Annotated in this window: 13 protein-coding genes; 8 read left to right on the top strand and 5 right to left on the bottom strand. The window is 28.9% G+C overall.

Annotation, left to right across the window (positions count from 1 at the left end; genetic code table 11):
* Nucleotides 1-299 precede the first annotated feature (299 nt).
* The gene (locus tag MPR_RS10675; RefSeq protein ID WP_041892443.1) at nt 300-485 is read right to left on the bottom strand and encodes a cold-shock protein; all 186 of its coding nucleotides are present in this window, start codon (nt 483-485) and stop codon (nt 300-302) included.
* A gap of 94 nt (nt 486-579) precedes the next feature.
* Nucleotides 580-717, bottom strand: coding sequence for a hypothetical protein (locus MPR_RS18700; protein WP_162484060.1), 138 nt, complete (start codon nt 715-717; stop codon nt 580-582).
* Between the two features lie 884 nt (nt 718-1,601).
* Between MPR_RS18700 and MPR_RS10670 the strand changes: the two genes are divergently transcribed.
* The 5 genes from MPR_RS10670 (at nt 1,602) to MPR_RS10650 (ending at nt 6,160) form a co-directional block, all read left to right on the top strand.
* Complete coding sequence (locus MPR_RS10670) at nt 1,602-1,958, top strand: hypothetical protein (RefSeq protein WP_041892439.1); 357 nt, start codon at nt 1,602-1,604, stop codon at nt 1,956-1,958.
* 796 nt (nt 1,959-2,754) lie between these two features.
* Nucleotides 2,755-3,030 (top strand): hypothetical protein, encoded by a 276-nt coding sequence (locus tag MPR_RS18935; RefSeq protein ID WP_235280435.1) that lies wholly within the window; start codon nt 2,755-2,757, stop codon nt 3,028-3,030.
* A gap of 272 nt (nt 3,031-3,302) precedes the next feature.
* Nucleotides 3,303-3,779, top strand: coding sequence for a hypothetical protein (locus tag MPR_RS10660; protein ID WP_041892436.1), 477 nt, complete (start codon nt 3,303-3,305; stop codon nt 3,777-3,779).
* Between the two features lie 570 nt (nt 3,780-4,349).
* Nucleotides 4,350-5,822 (top strand): MauE/DoxX family redox-associated membrane protein, encoded by a 1,473-nt coding sequence (locus MPR_RS10655; RefSeq protein WP_041892433.1) that lies wholly within the window; start codon nt 4,350-4,352, stop codon nt 5,820-5,822.
* A 53-nt stretch (nt 5,823-5,875) separates the two neighbouring features.
* Nucleotides 5,876-6,160, top strand: a complete 285-nt coding sequence (locus MPR_RS10650; protein WP_041892431.1) for a DUF6520 family protein — start codon at nt 5,876-5,878, stop codon at nt 6,158-6,160.
* 54 nt (nt 6,161-6,214) lie between these two features.
* On the opposite strand, the gene MPR_RS10645 is transcribed toward MPR_RS10650, so the two are convergent.
* Genes MPR_RS10645 through MPR_RS10635 form a run of 3 tightly spaced genes read right to left on the bottom strand, consistent with a single transcriptional unit; the run spans nt 6,215 to nt 13,196 of the window.
* On the bottom strand, nt 6,215-8,797 hold the full coding sequence (locus tag MPR_RS10645) for an alpha/beta hydrolase family protein (protein WP_041892427.1): 2,583 nt from the start codon (nt 8,795-8,797) through the stop codon (nt 6,215-6,217).
* Nucleotides 8,787-10,139: a RagB/SusD family nutrient uptake outer membrane protein gene (locus tag MPR_RS10640; RefSeq protein ID WP_041892425.1), complete on the bottom strand. Its 1,353-nt coding sequence runs from the start codon at nt 10,137-10,139 to the stop codon at nt 8,787-8,789. Before MPR_RS10640 ends, MPR_RS10645 begins: the two co-directional genes overlap by 11 nt.
* A gap of 12 nt (nt 10,140-10,151) precedes the next feature.
* Nucleotides 10,152-13,196: a SusC/RagA family TonB-linked outer membrane protein gene (locus MPR_RS10635; protein ID WP_041892421.1), complete on the bottom strand. Its 3,045-nt coding sequence runs from the start codon at nt 13,194-13,196 to the stop codon at nt 10,152-10,154.
* Between the two features lie 1,518 nt (nt 13,197-14,714).
* Between MPR_RS10635 and MPR_RS10630 the strand changes: the two genes are divergently transcribed.
* From MPR_RS10630 to MPR_RS10620, 3 genes are all read left to right on the top strand, one after another.
* Nucleotides 14,715-15,173, top strand: coding sequence for a helix-turn-helix domain-containing protein (locus MPR_RS10630; RefSeq protein WP_041892417.1), 459 nt, complete (start codon nt 14,715-14,717; stop codon nt 15,171-15,173).
* A gap of 8 nt (nt 15,174-15,181) precedes the next feature.
* The gene (locus MPR_RS10625; protein ID WP_041892415.1) at nt 15,182-15,709 is read left to right on the top strand and encodes a hypothetical protein; all 528 of its coding nucleotides are present in this window, start codon (nt 15,182-15,184) and stop codon (nt 15,707-15,709) included.
* A gap of 136 nt (nt 15,710-15,845) precedes the next feature.
* Nucleotides 15,846-18,893, top strand: coding sequence for a DEAD/DEAH box helicase (locus tag MPR_RS10620; protein ID WP_041892413.1), 3,048 nt, complete (start codon nt 15,846-15,848; stop codon nt 18,891-18,893).
* Nucleotides 18,894-19,009 lie beyond the last annotated feature (116 nt).

Genomic DNA, 19,009 nt, shown 5'->3' with positions numbered 1-19,009 from the left:
ATCATTACTATAAAGCTTTATTAAGTAAGCTACAATGTAGCCTTTAAAAAAGAAGATTATTTTAAGGTAAACTCAATGTTGATATTCTAAGGTATTTACCTTTTTAGATTGGATAGGTGGTTTTAGGTATTAATTTTTATTATTATAAGATTGTTATAATTGGTTTTGGAAAAAGTGTTTTTCTAAAACCAATTATTTTTTAAAAACAAAAAACACATCAATTATTACTAATGATGTGTTTAAAAACACTAATATTTGCAAATTTAAAGCGAACTTAGATGTAAAAATTACTTCTAATACTATGCTCTTTTTACATTTACGGCATTGAAACCTTTTTGTCCTTTTTCTACGTTATATGTTACATTATCACCTTGTCTAATGTCATCTTCTAAACCTGTAGCGTGAACAAAAATATCTTCATTTCCATTTGTTATAAATCCGAATCCTTTTGTTTCATTGAAAAATTTTACTGTACCTTCTTGCATAATCTTAATTATTAATTTAATATTTTAATTGTCCCCTAATAAAGTATTTACTAGGGGTTTTATCTTAGATAATTTATTTTATAGCCCTCTTAATTTATAAACTAGAAGGCTTTTTTTTAAATAGTTGAAGGTATAGTTGTAATATCCATCCATTCATACTTTTTGATATAATCATTTCTTCTAAGGTAAGATCATCTCTATGATCTTGGTGTTGTATTTCTATTCTATTCATATATATTGTTATTGGCTTGAAATTCTTTGTGAAATTCATAACCTATTTGTTTTTATAATAAGATAATTTGGCTATTTTGTATAGCTAAATGAATTTTTTTGTGTAAATATTTATTGTATTAGTTGAATTTGTATTACTTACTTTAGTTAGATATAATCTTTTTAAGTGCGTTGTGCAATCTAAACTCAATATTATAAATAAAGTATTAGCTATCTAACTTTTAATATGATTGTTACAAATAATATTAATGGTTAGATTTAAGTATTTTATAAGTTGTAAGACATAAAAACACCTAATAAAAGGTTGTTTTTTATTCCTATTATATAGAAGGAGTATTTTTTAGATACCTTAAAAGATGTTGATTAAATTGAAAAAGAACAACTTATTTAAATCATCAATTACTTTTATTAAATGAGAATTACTATTTAAAATCATACAATGCCTATTTTTTTATTTACTTTAATACAGTAGAGGTATTGTATAAAAGATAACCATGCTTTGAGTACATGAAATTTTACTTTAAAAAATAAAAAAATGATTTTTTTAAAAGTGCTATTAAATAATAGAATTTATTTTATACTGAAGTTTAAAGAGTAATAAATTCTTAATATAGTGTAGAACTACTAAAGTAAATAATCAGCTGTTATTTTGATGAAAATTTCGCCTATTCATATTTACATCTGCAAATGTAAGTATATTATTTTTAATAAAAAAATAAATTTAATTATTTACCTAAATATAGCCTATCTATAAACAATAAGAACGTTATAATTGGTTTTGAAAAAAGTGTTTCTCTAAAACAAATTATTTTTTAAAACCCAAAGCGTTATTTTACTTACGATAATGCATACTTTAGTAGAATCATAGATCATAGAAGACACTTGATGAAAAATAAAATTATAATAGGGCTTATAATAGCGTTGAATCTTTTTGTTATTGGTTATTATACTAATTTGCAACAAGAACAAAAAGTACTAAGCAATTACACTACAGGGGTTAAAGGAGTAGTTGTAGAGAAATTTAATCCTCGTGAAAAACTACCTCATACCTTTTTAAAAATTAGAATTCAAAATGATAAATTAATCAATGTATTTCCCACTACTATCATTGGAAGCTATGCTGTAGTGGGGGATAGTATTATAAAAATGGAGAACTCAAATAAGTGTATCGTCAAGAAAAGCAATGGAGAGATAAAGCATTTTTCTTTTGAAGGTCAGTATATTGAATTTCTAAATGAGTAAGGAGAAAAACAATTAGAAACAACTCAACAAGAATAGTATACAGATAAAAATAACAAAACCACTTGTAAGTAAAAGCTTCAAAAAGATAACACTCTTAGTTTTTACTTTGTTTACTTGTTCAATCTCTGGTAAAGGGAATGAAATGTCAAAACTTTTCAAAATCTAAGTGATAAAGAACAAAATCAAATAAAATCATCTCTACAAGAATATAAATCACTAAATAACAAGATAGAATGCAAATAAATATCAAATACATATTATTCTTATTATTTATATTACAAACTAGTATGTCTCAAATTAAAGATCCAATAATACTACTATACTTAATGTAGACAAGAATGATAATTATGTCAGAATAATTATAGAAGAGGAAAATAGTCTGATTTCAAAAGTAACTTTAAACCATTTTAGTTACAGTACTAGAATACAAAATGATTTTAAAATTGTAGAAGAACTAAGTTCGTTAGATACTGATGTAAAATATCAAAAAATGGATATTCTTCTTTTTATTAGTTATAGTGATTGTAAATATTAAGAACTAATGGAATATCAAAACAACAAGAACCGACCTGCTATATTACAAGGGTCATTTACATTTGATAATGTAATTATTAAGGACAGTAGAGATAAAAACAATATTAAATTGTATAAAACAACAAACCATAATCTTCTAGGCTACTTAAATAAACGTTTTTATTAGTACTTAATACAATTAAGTATTAATAAAACTCCTATTATTGTAAAACATCCACCTGAGTATATAGAACTAATAACAGAACAATTGAATGTCAATAATATGAGAAACCATATTTTATCAATTATCATATGTCTTATTGCTAATATTTCATTAGCCCAAGTTAATATTACTGATACAATTGTTGTAAGCATAACTAAAGACAAAAGCTACAGACTAGTAGAAGAAGAAAATAAAATCTCAAGTATTTTTTTGCCTTCAAATGATGGAGGAGCTCGTTTAGACACTTATGAATTTACATTTCTTGAAGAAGTACCTACTCATGCTTTTACAAAAGAATACTCTATAAATGATTTTGATAAGTTTATGTTAGACTAATACTATAATAATATCTATAATAAAAAATTTTTAGATCTTGGCAGAATGTATTTTGGTAATTATAATTTTACAAATCTTTTTGTTAGAGTAAAATCAGATAACGCAGAGAAACTATACAAGGTTAGATTTAACTACATATCCGTCTCATATTAATATAACCCTAATTTTATAGACTTATCTCTTATAATACAGTTTTGGAATCCTAAACTGCTGTAAATCTTTCACTTGATTTTAAAAAAAAACATTAGAATACAACTTAAAAGAATATAAAAATGCAAAAAACAAAACCACTTGTAAATAAACACTACTTTAAATTTATACTACTGCTATTAATACTAATTGCTTTCAAACCTTTATATGGCCAAAAAATAACAGTAAGAGAGGTTCTTGTTTTAGATACTGATAAAGAGTTACTAAATAGTTCTACCGAGTGGTTTTCTTTCAATAAAAATAAAGAAAAATGGCAATATAAAAATAGTTCAGATAATTTCTATTTTGACTTAATCCAAGAAGTTAACTTAGATGAAATACCGAAAAATCATAAAGTAATATCTTTAAATCAGTTTAATCTTGATATTGAAGAACAATATAGACAAATTCATAAAGAAAATTACCAAGAAGAACTTTGGAAAAATATGTTTTCTTATAAAAGAAATTTCAGATATAGTAACCTATATATAAAATTGAATAAAGAAAACTCAATAAAGTATTACAAAGTAAATTTTGATTATCAGTGGAGTTCTCATTAGAAGTGTGTACTAAGCATAAAAAGGTTGAGTCAGGCTTTTTTTATTTTATCAGTTTAACATTGATTTACTGTAATAAGTAGTGTACTTTCATCAGAATATACATGTAGTATCCAAAAGCAAAATAGCCTCTGTTTAAGGGCTTTTTATTTCACCAACCTTTGATACTCAACCATTATTTTTTATATTAAAAGCTTTAGTTTACTTGTTTTGAGTTAGATATGTGCTTGTAATAAAGTAAAAAACAGAGTGATTGTTGTTTTATTATAGAAAAAGATAAGTTATGTTCAAATTTTTAATATTGTATTTAGCTGTTTATGGCTAAAAAAATATAAAAAATAATCTGTTTTTAATGATTTTTGACTTTATTGCAGAATTTAGTGTTTTTAAAATGTTTTAGTGAAAAATGTTTATTCTAAACAAGCTTAAACTAAAGGTGTAATGCGAATACTTCAATAAAACAAAACCGCTTATATAGACATTCTGTTCCAAAATAGGACACACTACGTAGAAATACGTATTGAATTGAAAAATAGTGATTTGTAGCTTTGTTTCTCCCAAAATGCAATCATTATGAAAACTAGGTTTATTTTATTTGTTCGTTATTTTCTTGTTTTACTTTTTGTCTACGCAGCAATAAGTAAGCTTGTTGTCTTTGATGAGTTTAAAGTACAACTCACTCAGTCCCCACTTCTAAGTGTTTATGCAAACACTATAGCCTACATGGTTATAATTGTTGAGATAAGTATCTCTTTGCTACTTGTCTTAGAAAAGACAAAGGTATCGGCTCTTTATCTAAGCTATGGTTTAATGGTTGCATTTTCCATTTACATCTACTTAATTCTAAACTACAGTGACTTTATTCCCTGCTCATGTGGGGGAGTGCTTGAAAGGTTAAGTTGGAATGAACATTTATGGTTTAATATAATAATAAGTGTTTTAATTCTACTTGCCCTTTTCTTTGAAGAATATAAACCAAAACGATTCTATCTTTTATCTATTGTAACCACACTTGTAAGTAGTAGTGTTATTATACTTGTTTTTTTATCCTCAGAACATATCATAAAAAAAGAAAATCCTTTTATAAGAAGATACCTACCTCATGGAGTGGTAGAAAAGGATACTTTAGATTTAAAGGTAAATACGTTTTATTTCTCAGGCTACTATAAAGACAAACTTTACTTAGGTAATACTAAATCTCCACTTAGATTTATTAGTGTAGATTCCTTAATGCAAAGAGAAGACTACTTAATAAAAATTGATTCAACACATTTTCCTTATAGGTACTTAAGATTAAAAACAGTCTATCCTTATTTTTTCTTAGCAGATGGATCAATTCCAATTGTTTATAAAGGAGAGCTAAACTCTAATGAAAAAATAAAACAAACAAAAATATTTAGTTTTAAAGAAGCTTACTTTAACGATTTTATTGCCATTGATTCCACATCTATTGCAATTAAAAGTCAAAGTAGTCAGGACTACAAAAATGTATTAGGAATTATTAATTCTCAAACTACCCCAAGAGCGTTTATTGATGCTAGTATATTGGAGAGTGATTCCGATGGAGTCTTTGACAGTGATGGGAGTTTTAGCCTAAGTAAACAAAACAAAACTTTAATCTATACTTACTTTTATAAAAACCAGTACGTACTGACAAGTCCTGCTTTAGAATTATTAAAAAGGCAAAACACAATAGATACCACAAAATCACTTCATATAACCGCGGCAAAATTAGCCTCAGGAGAAAACAAGATGACAACTCCTGTTAGCCCCATAAATAAGAAAGTAGTAGTTAAAAACAATCTTCTGTTTATTATATCAAACTCTCTTGGACAAAATGAGTCTAAGGCAATCTGGAGACAAGCTAGTATTGTTGATATCTACGACTTTGTAAAAGACAGTTATATCGCAAGCTTTTATATCTATCACCTAGGGCAAGAGAAGCTTTCTGATTTAATTGTTACAGATCATTACATATATGGTCTATTTGATCAAAAACTTGTGCGTTATAGACTGGCCAAATCCCTGACAGACAAGTTTGATTAAAGTTTAGCTTGGTCTTTAAAAACAAGCTACTAACCAATTTAAATTTTATTAAGATGAAAAAGTTTTTAAAATCAGCAGGATTGCCAATCGGTGTATTTGCTCTTGCTATCGGAAGTGCATTTGCAACAAATGCCATGAAAAACGCCCAAACAATTGTGCCTGGTTATCAGAAAATGGATAATGATGGGCTTGTTTGTAGAGAAAGAACAATGTGTGATACGCAAGGAGATATTGCATGTACTTGGATTGAAGGGAGTACAGAACATCTTTTGTATGGTAAACAAGGGCCACTAGAAAATACTGTTTGTACATTGCCTTTATTTAAAGTAGAAGAGTAATAATTTAATTAAGGTATTAAAATAGTAGAGGACGCTATAACAGCGTCCTCTTTTTTAGTTATTAGTTATTCTTTCTTCTTCAAAGGTTGTGTATTGATAAACCCAATTTGCTTCTTTTGTATCAATATCTTTTAAAAAGTAATCAAACCATTGAATAAGCCTTTTGGTAATATCTATTTGATTTTCTTTCTTTAAAAGACCATGACCTTCATTATTATAAAATAATGCTACATGAGGAATTTTATAACGTAACATGGCAATAAAGAATTCTCTTTGTTGTTCCCAATGAATATTTTCATCTTTTTTTCCTGTGAAAGTAAGTAAGGGAGTTTTAATTTGATCAGTATATAGTATGGGAGAATTTTTTAAATATAAGTCTTTATCTTCTTTAAATGTTTTAGGCATTTTGTATTGTCCATTTTCAAATTGAAAGAAGAATGGTGAAACAAAATTCTCGTTGTATGAAAAATAAGACCTTATGATATCAGAGTTTCCGGATCCGCTTACTGCTGCTTTAAACATATGGTTTTGTGTTATAATAAAGTTGGTTTCGTATCCTCCATGAGAAAAACCATATAAACCTAAATTATTTTTATCTATAGATTTTTCCTGTTTAAGTACTGAATCTATAGCTTGTTCCACACAATGAAGAGCAGATAATCCAGTTCCTTGTTGAGTGTCGAAGATGTCAGGTAAGAAAACAAAATACTTGTTTTCCTGTAAAAGAGTTATATTAAATCCATTACTATTAAGATAGGTAGGGTATGTGAAAATATTAGCTATTTGATTTTGTATTTCATAAATATGAGTAATCATTGGGTATTTTTTGTTCGGATCAAAATCTTTAGGATAAAATAAGACACCTTTTAAGTTATTCCCATACTTGTCTTTATAAGAAATAATCTTTTGTTTCTGCCAAGAGAAATGTTCTTTAGTAATTTTGTTTTCTAAAAGTAGTATAGTTTTATTTTTTTGAAATAGATAGACAGATTTGGGGTTATTAAAATTTTCTAAAGAGTAAGTAATGCTCTTAAGGTCGTCACTATATTTTATATTTGAGATACGATTCTCCGTATCTTTAACTATCCAATTTTGTTTTTCATTATCTAATACTACAAGTGATTGTGTGTTTTTTTTCGAGTCCCATTTTTTAACAAGAAGTAGATTGTTATTATTTGAAAGAGAGTGATAATATAGTTCACTGTTTGCATTATATGTACTATTGTTTGATGAATTAAGGACTGAATAGTGTAAATCTGCACTATTGGAACTTATAATTGTTTTGAAGGTTTTGGTTTTAGTGTCATATCTCATAAGGTTAGAATTTGCCGAAAAATAAAAGAATCTTTCATCTTGAGACCAAGTTCTGAGTCTTACTTTTTTTAACTCATTATTTTTTTTTAGTTTCAAAGTATTTTCAATTATTCTCTCATTAGTATTGTAGAAGTGTAAAGTGTTTTCTTTACTATATATAAAGTAATTTCCTTTTGGAGATAAGCTCGTTGTATTAAAGGGGGAGTTTAGTTGTTTTACAATTACTGTTAGAGTATCTTCTTTGATATTATAAATACTTATATCTCGAGGTCTAGAAGACCATTGATATGTGTAATCAAGATACTGATTGGAATCAAATACAAGAAAAGTGTTCTCATTTAAAGAAATGGACTCATAGTTATTTAATTTTTCAGAAAGAGTAGCTTCATTGTTTGTGTAATTAAAGAAGGTATGCTCATTTGTTGTTGTTGTTTGAGCTCCAGCTTTAGATATAGCATTTCGTAAATAACGATCATTTGTACTCCATAGTTCCACTTTTTTTGTATTATATGGTAGATAGTTGGAATTATAAGTTCGTATAATTTTAAAGCTATTATTACTTGTTGATTCTAAATCATGATAATAACTACTATCATTTAGGACTTGTTTTTTAATAAAATTATTATTGTAGTGATAAAAGGTCACAAAAGGGTATTTATTGTCACCTATTGAATTTGGTAAAAGAAAAACAATAGGATGTTTTTTACTCCATATCGCTTGTTTAATAGTGAATTTAATCTCTTTGTTTACAGTCTTTTTAAAATTTGTTAAATTAATGATTTCGATTCCCTTTTGTTTGTTACTGTATTGAATGATAAGATTTTGTTTGTCATCACTTACATCTGTGAAAGACACTTTGTCTTTTGGACTTGTCCAAATTACTTTATTTCCCTTTTGAAGTATTTGAACAAGATTATAGATTTTGGTACTTGAATTTAAATAAAAAAGAAGACCATAATTTTCTATAATAATAGGCTTGGTTACATTAGGAATAATTTGATTTTTTAATGTATGTCCATTAAGTATTTCTATTTCTTTTTTATTAGTATTGTATGAAATAATTGAATTGTTTTTAAATTGTCTGTAATTAAAGTTAGATTGTTTGCTGTCTATTAATTTTCCTTCATTATATATAAATACACTATCTCTTTTAGAATCAGGTTTATAATATTTGTGTATAACAGCTATTTTCCCATTCTTAGAGAGTAAACTATTTATAAGCTCACTGTATTTCAAACTATCATTAATTGTTTGTGCTGAACTTGTTAGTATACTTAGTAGCAGAAACAAAGTAGCATAAAAGGTTTTTATATTAATATTCATTTTGAGGATTTAGATTAGGATTGATAAGGATTTCTTTCTCAGGATAGGGCAATAATGCGTGTTTGTCCTGCCAATTAGCTTTAGTAGCTTTTAAAAGATATAGCTTATTATTTCTTTTTAAATCAAAGAATCTTCGTGCGTGTTCAAGGAAAAATTCTTTTTTGCTTTCTTCAAGCATCTTATATATAATTTCTTCTTGGTCTATAGTATTTGGAAGATCGGTTAATCCTGCTTTGTGTCTTATAGGGTTTATATAAGAAATGGCCTCTTGTTCTTTGTTTTGATAAATAAGTGCTTCGGCCATTATAAAATAAGCCTCTTCGATTCTGAAAAGAATGGAGCACTCATTTGAGTTGGCAGTATAATTTTTATATTTAAAAGCATAGAATTTATTTGTATTTGGGTATTCATTAGTCCAGTTTGTTTTTCTAAGGTCTTTATTATCAAATGAGTTAAGTAAAGAGGTGCTTAGTTTGTATTTCCAATCACTAACTAACATTATATAATTATTTGCTTCATAAGTAGCCGTTATGTTAGAATTATTGCTAAGTTGCCAAAGTGTACTTTTTGCTGTGTTTTTAAAAGTTTTTGATAAGTCATATTCTAAGCTATATAAGGGGTTGTCAATGATTAACTTAGAATAAAATTCAGCTTTGTCATATTTTTTTTGAAGTAAATAGTTTTTAGCTAAAATAAGTTCAGCAACTGCCTTGTTAGGGTAGTATCTATTTGAAGATCTATAGCTATAAGGAAGGTCTTCAATAGTTTGTAAAAGGTCTTGTTCAATGAGTTTTAGAATCTCAATTACAGGAGTCTTTTTGATAGTAATATTTGTTTTGTAATCAGTAGATGCTGTATAGGGGACATCACCAAATATTTGAGTAATGGCTTGATAATACATAGCTCTTAGAATTTTCGCTTCAGCGATTAATTTAGTTCTATCTTCTTCTAGGAGAGCGTCAGATTTTGAAATTCCATTTATAAAAGCATTAATGGCATAAATATGAGAGTAAGAGGTGTTCCAAAACGTAGAAAGAACATATCTAGTAGGGTCTATCATATTATTATAAAGGAGTGAACTATCTTCTGTAGGAGGTATTGTTATGGGATCAAGTTCATCCGTGTATAAACCTAATTGAGAACCAATGCCTTGACTATTACCGCTATAAATAGAGCTTTCTCTAAGATTTATGTATAAGTTGGCAAGAGCTGATCTAGCTGTTCGTTTATCTTTAAAAATACCTTCAGTGGCTATTTGATCTGTTGGTAAATCTATTTCAATCATTTGTTCACATGATTGAAGCAGTAGTATAAGAGTGAATAATAAGCTAATTTTTTTCATAATAATTTTAATTTAGAAAGTTAATTGTAGACCAAAAGCATATGTCTTTAGAGGAGGTAAATAACCTATTGCTACAAATTCTGGATCAAGTCCATAGTAGTTTGTAATTGTCCCTAGATTTTGACCTTGTAAATACAAGCGTAGTGAATCTATTTTAGCGTTAGGTATCTTAAGGGTATAGGATAGAGATATATTTTTTAATCTAATATAAGAGGCATCACTTATTATTTGATTACTACTTTGATAAGTAGTAAATTGATTTCTTATAGTAGAGTTTGCACCGGTTGTAAAAGCTCCATATTGGCTAGCAAGATTAGTAGGAGACCAACTATCTAATATCTCGATAGGTTGATTACTCATAGAACCAGGAAATAGTTGAATATAATTGTAATTGTAATTAGTTTGTTTTACAAACTGAAATAGAAAATCAAGACTAAAATTCTTATAAATAAAGGTATTTTGAAGGCCTCCGTGATAATCAATCTTTCTTTCTTTAATAATTTGTCTATCATAAGCTGACGTTATTTTACCGTCGTTATTATAATCTGTAAAAATATATTGCCCATTTTCAGGATTAATTCCTTCAAAATTGTATAGACGACGTACATTAGTACCTTTTCCTACGATAAATTGGTTTGCATATGTTGAGCTTTCTAAGTTTGGAAAAGAAAGTAGTGTGTTTTTAGGGAAAGATATATTAAAATTAGTGGTCCAGGTAAAGTCTATTGATTTAATATTTTGAGAGCTTAAACTAAATTCCCAACCTTTGTTTTCGACTGTTGCAGGTAAGTTATCTTGTATAGAAATAAAACCAGTTGTTCCTGGTAAAGGAACACCCACAAGCTGATTAGAGGATCTGTTTCTATAGTAGGCTATATCAAACTGTAATCTATCATTAAATAAGGCTGCTTCAAAGGCTGCTTCTAATTTTTTTGTTTTCTCCCAACTAAAATTAGGATTGTATAACCTAGAGGGAGTTAGACCTGTTAATTCATCATATCTATTGGGATTAAGAGTATAAGTATCTAAATACTGATAATCACCAATATTGTCATTACCCGAAGTTCCATAACTAGCTCTAAGTTTTCCAAAGCTAAACCATGATGAGTTTTTTAAAAAATCTTCTTTAGAAAATATCCAAGAAGCTCCTACAGCAGCAAAATTACCAAACTTATGATTATCTCCAAATCTTGAAGAACCATCACGTCTTGCAGTAAGGTTAATTAGGTACTTACTGTTGTAATTAAGATTTAATCTTCCAAAAAAGGCTATGTACTTATATTGTTGGTTAGCAGATTGCGTTATAGCCGATGTTTTAGCGGCAGAGATATTAGATATAAAATCATCAGTTTGGAAACCACTTCCAGTTAAATGCAGGGCATTTACTTTATTGTCTTGATAGGTTATGCCTATTAGAGAGTTTATAGATAGCTTATCTATATTAAGAATGTAGTTTAGTTGAGGTTCTAGTATATAAGAGATATTATCTCTGAAGGTGTTTTCAGCCTTAGACTGCTCTGAGGTATAACCTTTGGCTGGGTTGTTAATAGTATAAGGTGTTAACTTTTTTTCTTCTATGTTAGACTTGTTGTAACCAGCATTTAGTCTGATGTGTGCATTTTTAAATAACTCATAGTTTAAGTCAATATTTAGAACAAGATTATTATTATCATTTTTATAAGTTTCGTGCATAGATGATATTGGATTTGTATCACCTATAAATCCCCAATGTAAACTTCCATCAGGATTATATAAACTTGGCGCATTTGGAGATAAGGTTAGAGAACTTTTTGTTAAATCAGTAGCTATTAAATTATTCTTTTGTATAGAGTAATTAGTTGATGAGTTTAATTGAAATCTTCCATCTTTACTATTGTGATTCACATTGATTAAAAAGGTATTTCTTTTGTAGCCTTTATCAGTTGGAAACACCGTGGTTTGAGTACCTTGATTTGCAGATACTGAGAAGTGTGTTGTTTCACTTCCTCCACTTACACCTAAATTTATGTTTTGACTAAGAGCAGTACCACCAATAAGTTCTTTTTGCCAATCAGTATATCTGTTTCTATCCCAAGTACCGTTCATATCGAGTGCATCATCAGGATAGACTGTAATGCCATCATTTAAAAATGCTTGATCTCGCATTTTATTAAACTCCTTAGTATTTAAAAGTTTCATTTTACTAGCTACTTTGCTAAAAGAAGTAGAAGAGGACAGGGTAAAAGAAAGTTTGTCTGATTTATTTTTCTTTGTTGTAATAAGAACTACCCCGTTAGCCCCTCGAGAGCCGTAGATGGCCGTTGCATCAGCGTCTTTTAAAATCTCTATGCTCTGTATATCTGAAGGATTGATAGAGTTTAAAATATTAGTATCACTCATAGGAAGGATTTGAGTTGATAGTAAAGAGTTAACTAGGTTACTAGTGGGGATTACAACTCCATCTATTACATATAATGGAGCATTTCCATTTATTGCATTGTTTTGATAAGGACGTAAACTATTTCTACCACGAATTTGTATATCAAAACCTCCACCTGGTACTCCTGAGTTTTGAGTTATGTTTACACCAGCCATTCTTCCTTGAATAGCTTGTAAAGGATTGATAACAGGTTGAAGTTCGATATCCTTTGCAGTAACTCGAGCGATACTTCCTGTACGCTCGCGGTCTTTAACGGTGTAATAACCTGCGTTTATAACTACTTCATCAAGCATGTCTTGATCCTGTAAAAGGGTAATGTTATAAACAGACTCATTTGTTATTGTAATTTCTTTTGATTTGTATCCGATATAAGAAACAAGTAGAGTATCTCCAGCTAAGACCTGTAAAGAGTATCTTCCCTGAAGATCTGTGCTTATAGCTACATCTGTTCCTTTTATCTGTACAATGGCTCCTATAAGCACTGTTGTGTTATCTTTTACTACTCCGTGAATAGTCTTTTTTTGATAATCTACATTAAATAGACTATCTTTAGGTACGGCATAGCCACAGGTAAAGGTAAGGCTAGTTAAAAGCAGTACAATCCCGTAACTGGTATTGGTTAAAAATTGAGTTTTCATAATTGTTATAGTTGAAAATGATACAAGATGACTTTAAATCCTTAAGATTTTTATTGCCGTAGTACTTAAATAAGCCTTTGTATCAAAGGTTAGTTAATTGGTTTTTATATATTGTTTTAATAGAACTATCTCCCTTTGCTCTTTAACATGTCTCCCAAAATGCATAACAAGAGCTCAGGGAGAATAGTCATGGACTTTTAGTATGACTTAAAATCCCTTTAAGCCATACAATGTGTTGTTTGTGTTTTGTGCCTACAGACTTAACTACTTTTAAAACCTTCTTACTAGTTAATTTCAAATAAACCCAACTAATTAAGTAGTAGCCTGTAGACGTTTTTTTTCCATAATGTGATAGTGTTTTATTTGGTTAATAAATAGTACAGCGGATCGTATTGTTTCATAGCATTTTTATCCTTACTAACTAAATTATTTACTGCCTATTAGGTTTAAATAGATTTGATAACTAATAGGTAATAGAGGTCCTGTACGCATTCAGAAACTGTTCTGAACTTAGCGTAAAAAGTAATTTTACTTGGCAAACTATATATGAATCCCTTAGAGTTAGGGCTAAGTTGTTTATGAATTCAAAGTCTAAAAAAAAAACATAACTCTAAGGGTAGTTACACAAGAATCTAATCATAGGCTAAATGTGAATTTGGTTACTACTAATTGTTGTTTGTTGTAATAAATAATTGAAAAAATTTCGAATTGAATCATTCGATAAGTCCATTAAGGATAAGGTATTGTAAGTACTAGTAAAAGAATACTTACAAATCTACCTTGCTTGTTTAAACCTTTATAGCCTAATTGGGAGACGGCTAAACATTAAAGGTTTATGCGGTATGTTGAGGTATAGAACACTTGTTTCTAATACCTTAATTCTCTTGGATAGTCTAACACCTAGATGTTAGACTATCGCATTTTGTCATCTTTTGTTAAAAAAATACTAGTTAGAGTAAGTTTTCTTTTTGGAAAACATTAAGAAAGGGTTTACTTTTAGAGTGCGAATCATTTAAAGAAAAACCAATCTTGCTTAAAACACTAGTGTTTTTAAGTAAAGATGTAGTGTAAATAAATCAAGGAATCACGGCCTTTTTTTATCACACTATTTGTATGAGAACAATTTAGAGTTTAAACCTTGTACTGTGCTTTTCTTTTTTAAGAATCACAACAGTGAGTGGTTAAAACAAAAAATCGCTCACATAGATTATAATTTATAGGTCTTATGATGCAAAAGAAAAGGGAGAGCCCCTAACTGTACTAATCATAACACTTGATAAAACGACCACTGTTACAATTTTCCAGTAAGGAGCCCTCCCTTAAATGAGAAAGCAAATATATTACTTTTTCTTGAAAGGGCTATTCTTACTGTGCTCGAAGTGGTCGTTACTCAAGATTCGAGACTTATAAATATTTTTTATAAGCAGAGTTTACATAGTAGAGCTCTGTTTAAGATTTAAGGTAAAGATATGAATAATATTCCTAATTACAAAAATTATTAAATAAAGAATATTCGGTATGCATAAAATAGGTGATTATATTGATATAAGAATGAATAAGTTAGGCTTTACAGAAGAAATTGTAGCTACGAAGATGAATATGTCTCAAAGCAAGATTAATAAATTGAGAAATGGAAAAGTATCTAAATTAAGTGCTTTTACTTTTTATAAAGCTGTTATTGCTTTAGGTGGTGATTTTAATGAAGCAATAAGAATTGTTTTTCCAAATTTTCAAAAAGTAAAGCTTAAGAGAGTACCAGAGAAGAAAAGGAATCAATTCGGAACTTTTATGTTAAAATTTGAGAATGTAAAAAACACACCTAAAATTATATCGATAAAGACTGGGATTTCTGAAGCAAGAATTTCGGATTTGTTCTTTAGAAAGGGGAGTCTTGACGCTTTAGAATTGCTTTTAATTGAAAAAGCAATAGATAAAGAACCAGGGGAGCTTTTTATGAATTATTTTCAAAACCAATAAATCTAATTATGTATGTACTATCAAAGAACTTTAAAGAGTTCATTCAGAGTCAAAAATCAGAGAATAATTCTGTAAATGAAATTATCTCTATTGTTGTATCAAAAGATGCTACAATTGATAAGCTAAAAAAATATTTAGTGGAACATGATGGTGTTTTAGAACGTATAAGAAATTCAGCTCTAGATTATTTGTTACTGTATACTTATGATACCTTAAAGGATGATTGTATAACAGTAGAGGAGTTGAATGATTTTATCGCTCTAAAGAAAATATTTTCAATTAAACAAGGGGATTTCATAAGGTATAAAGAGTTTGAAATACAAGAGATCTTAAAGCAACAATTCATTAGAATGTATTCTGATAAGTTTATAGATAACAAGGAGGCTATAACTCAAGTAAACCTTCAAATTATGTTTGACCTTAGTTATGATAAGTTTGAAGAGTTTAAAAAAGAAGAGGTGATATCAGCTCTTATTGGTGGAGCAGATCCTAGAAATCTAGACATATCAACCTTGCCTAAAGGTTTTATTTTATAGTGAAATAGATTAATTATAATACTATCTCAAAAGCCATAATAAGCCAAATCATTCCCCTGGCTTCCTATTGGTATATAGTAGCTTATTTAAAGTGTTTTTTGATGTGGTTTATTACAGTAATTAAAGAAAAATAAAATTGACACAACAACACAACATACTAAAGTATTGGAGAGACATTGAGGTATTTAATCTACCTGGTTTTAATAAAGATGCTGTTTTATTAGATTTAAATCAGATCCTACCTTGGATGCTTGACCAAACAAAGACTAAAGATAATTATAAGTGGAGGTACACACTTTATTTTGGTAAAATTGGCAATAGTAATATTATTAGCTATTTAAATACATTACTTAAATCAGAACAGATTCAAGATTGGCAAGAACCTGTAACTGGCTTTAGCTGTTTATCCGCCTTAATACTTAATGAAAACGGATCAATAGAGCAAGATAGCTATATACTGGCTAGTTATATACTAGGAATTAACGCTCTTAAAAGCGGTAAAGATTTATCTACTATATCTGAAGAGCTAGAAAAGGTTAAGCAGGATTTTATAGAAAGACATAATATACTTGATAATTCTAGTGACTCACATCAAAAAGGGAATAAGCCTTTTTGCTTAACACAAATTCAAAACGAGATTGCATATCTGTCTTGGCTAGCTCCTTGGCTTAATTCTGATATTAAAGTGTTTGTTTTAAAAGAACAAGTATATAAAGATAGTGAGGCTGTAATTAGTTTTTTAAATAGTTTCTTCCTTGATGATCTTAACTATTTAACTAATATAAAAATTAGTGAATTCAGCCCAAGTTTAAAACAATATCTTACCCTTAAACCCAGTATTGATAAAAGAAGAGACTTAATAAAAGACAAATGGCATTTATTTAAGGCTCTTAATCCTTGCTATCTTACAATGGGAAGGTGGCCTTCTAAAATTGAATATGGACTTTACTCGGCTCAAAGCGCGGCGGTAAACACAATCTTTAAAGACCTTAAGGACTCTGAAGGGATTCAAGGAGTAAACGGACCTCCTGGTACGGGTAAAACTACGCTATTGTTAGATGTTATTGCTGAGGTAGTTGTAAAAAGAGCTCTTGTTATATCAGATTTAGGTTGTAAGCATATTTTTAATCAAGGACATAATGTTATACCTAAAGAAAACAGCTTTGATTTATATACCTATCCTCTTAATTCAAAACTTCAAAGAGATTTTGGAATTGTTGTGGCAAGTAACAACAATGCAGCGGTTGAGAATATAACTAAAGAGCTACCTTGTAAATCAAAAATAGATAATGAAACATTCTCAAAGGCTAGTTATTTTTCAAACTATTCTCAAAGACTTATACATCAGCCTAGTTGGGGAGTTTTAGCAGCAGCCCTTGGAAATAGTGAAAATAGAACACTTTTTAAACAGGCCTTTTGGGAATCTAATGAAAAAGAAAACCATTTTGGTTTTGAAGCTTTGCTTTATAGTGTTTATAAAAAGACAGATAATACTGATCTTTACGCTAGAGAATTTGAAAAGCAAAACCAAAAATTCAAATCCTTGACAAGCGAGTTTATTCAGTTTCAGAGTCTTTCTAGTAAATTTCATGATTTACTCCCGCAGTGTATTGAAAATCAGAATCAAAAAGATAAACACTTATCTGCGATAGCGTTAATTGATACAAAAATTAAGGATTGTGCAGATAGAGAAAAGGAGCTTTTAAATCAAAAGCAGGAATTAGAAAATGATTTTAGCAAAATAGAATCTACTCTAGGGGTTTTATCACTTAGAAAACCTTCTTTTTTGTTTTTTCATAAACTTTTTAAAACCAGTAATTTTACAAGTTGGGATGCTCAAGCTAGTGAAATACTACAAGAGTTTAATAAAATAAATAAACAAATATCTGATTTAAAAAATCAGATAGACAGCTGTTTAAAAAGCATAAAGGATTATCAATTAGAAAAAAAAGCACTAGGTCTTGAGATTGAAAAACTCGATGAGTTTTTTATCTATTATAATAATATTAAAAGAGAATTAAACCACAAATACGGCATTGATACTAATGATATTTGTGATTTAAAATTTTTAGATAAATCAATCAAGCAGATACATCTTTTAAACCCATATCACTCAAAGAAGATAGCACGTTTAAGAAGTGAGATATTTTTAACTGCTTTAAAATTGCATGAAAATGCGATTTTAGTTAATGCAAAGAAAATTAGAAATAATCTAAATGCATACTTTCAGCTAATACAAAACACGATAAAGACAGATGATAAAATCTATCAGAATCTTTGGGATACATTTTTTCTCTGCGTTCCTGTTGTATCAACCACACTAGCCTCTGTGGGGAGGTTATTCTCTAGTTATAGTAAACAGCAAATAGGTTGGTTGTTACTTGATGAGGCAGGTCAAGCTACAGCTCAATCTGTTGTAGGGTTGATTCAAAGGTCTAAAAGATGCGTAGTGGTAGGAGATCCATTACAGGTAGAACCTGTAGTTACAATGCCTGTAGAGCTTGTAAAAAGACTAAGGCAGGAATACAAGGTTGATATTGACTGGTCTTATTCTAAAACATCAGTACAACAATTAGCCGATAGAATCTCAAAATATGGAACTTACATGGATGTAATTGGAACTGATAAGAAAATATGGACTGGTTTTCCGCTTCGAACACACAGACGTTGTGATGATCCAATGTTTAGAATTGCCAATGATATTGCCTATAACGGGCAAATGGTTAAGGCCACTAATCTAACTCCTGATACGCAATCATTAGTAGTATCACAGTGGTATAATGTCAGTGATCAAGTAATACTTCAAGACAGACATGTTGTTATTGATGAGATAAGGTTATTAAAAGAAAAGATTTTTCAATTAAGGAGCTCTGGGTTTAATAAGCAGATTTATGTAATCTCTGCTTTTAAATCAATAGCTCGTTATTGTCACAATGAATTTTTATATGACAAAAAGATAGAATGTGGAACCATACACAGATTCCAAGGAAAGGAGGCAGATGTTGTGTTTTTAGTTTTAGGTGGTGATCCTAGATCACAAGGAGCAAGAAACTGGGTTAGCCAGAAACCCAATATGCTAAATGTAGCCTTAACAAGAGCAAAGAAAAGGTTTTATGTAATTGGTAATAAAAACCTATGGAGTAATTGTGATTATTTTAATGTAATGGCTAAGGAGTTAAAATAGCTTTAGAGTATCTGTAATAAAAAATAAAAAACACAGTAGTATTTAACTTCTGTGTTTTTGTTTTTTTACTAGCCTAATGCCTTGTAATTGTAAAGCTGTTTAAATACTGGTCTTAT

The organism is Myroides profundi, assembly GCF_000833025.1.
Classification (GTDB): Bacteria; Bacteroidota; Bacteroidia; order Flavobacteriales; family Flavobacteriaceae; genus Flavobacterium; species Flavobacterium profundi_A.
This window is presented reverse-complemented; position numbering and strand designations above follow the sequence as displayed.

Excerpts from the sequence above, each read along its gene's own strand:
- MPR_RS10625 (WP_041892415.1), top strand. The coding sequence starts at position 15,182 with ATGTATGTACTATCAAAGAACTTTAAAGAGTTCATTCAGAGTCAAAAA.
- MPR_RS10655 (WP_041892433.1), top strand. The coding sequence starts at position 4,350 with ATGAAAACTAGGTTTATTTTATTTGTTCGTTATTTTCTTGTTTTACTT.
- MPR_RS10645 (WP_041892427.1), bottom strand. The coding sequence starts at position 8,797 with ATGAATATTAATATAAAAACCTTTTATGCTACTTTGTTTCTGCTACTA.
- MPR_RS10630 (WP_041892417.1), top strand. The coding sequence starts at position 14,715 with ATGCATAAAATAGGTGATTATATTGATATAAGAATGAATAAGTTAGGC.
- MPR_RS18935 (WP_235280435.1), top strand. The coding sequence starts at position 2,755 with ATGAGAAACCATATTTTATCAATTATCATATGTCTTATTGCTAATATT.
- MPR_RS10650 (WP_041892431.1), top strand. The coding sequence starts at position 5,876 with ATGAAAAAGTTTTTAAAATCAGCAGGATTGCCAATCGGTGTATTTGCT.
- MPR_RS10675 (WP_041892443.1), bottom strand. The coding sequence starts at position 485 with ATGCAAGAAGGTACAGTAAAATTTTTCAATGAAACAAAAGGATTCGGA.
- MPR_RS10640 (WP_041892425.1), bottom strand. The coding sequence starts at position 10,139 with ATGAAAAAAATTAGCTTATTATTCACTCTTATACTACTGCTTCAATCA.
- MPR_RS18700 (WP_162484060.1), bottom strand. The coding sequence starts at position 717 with ATGAATAGAATAGAAATACAACACCAAGATCATAGAGATGATCTTACC.
- MPR_RS10635 (WP_041892421.1), bottom strand. The coding sequence starts at position 13,196 with ATGAAAACTCAATTTTTAACCAATACCAGTTACGGGATTGTACTGCTT.
- MPR_RS10660 (WP_041892436.1), top strand. The coding sequence starts at position 3,303 with ATGCAAAAAACAAAACCACTTGTAAATAAACACTACTTTAAATTTATA.
- MPR_RS10670 (WP_041892439.1), top strand. The coding sequence starts at position 1,602 with ATGAAAAATAAAATTATAATAGGGCTTATAATAGCGTTGAATCTTTTT.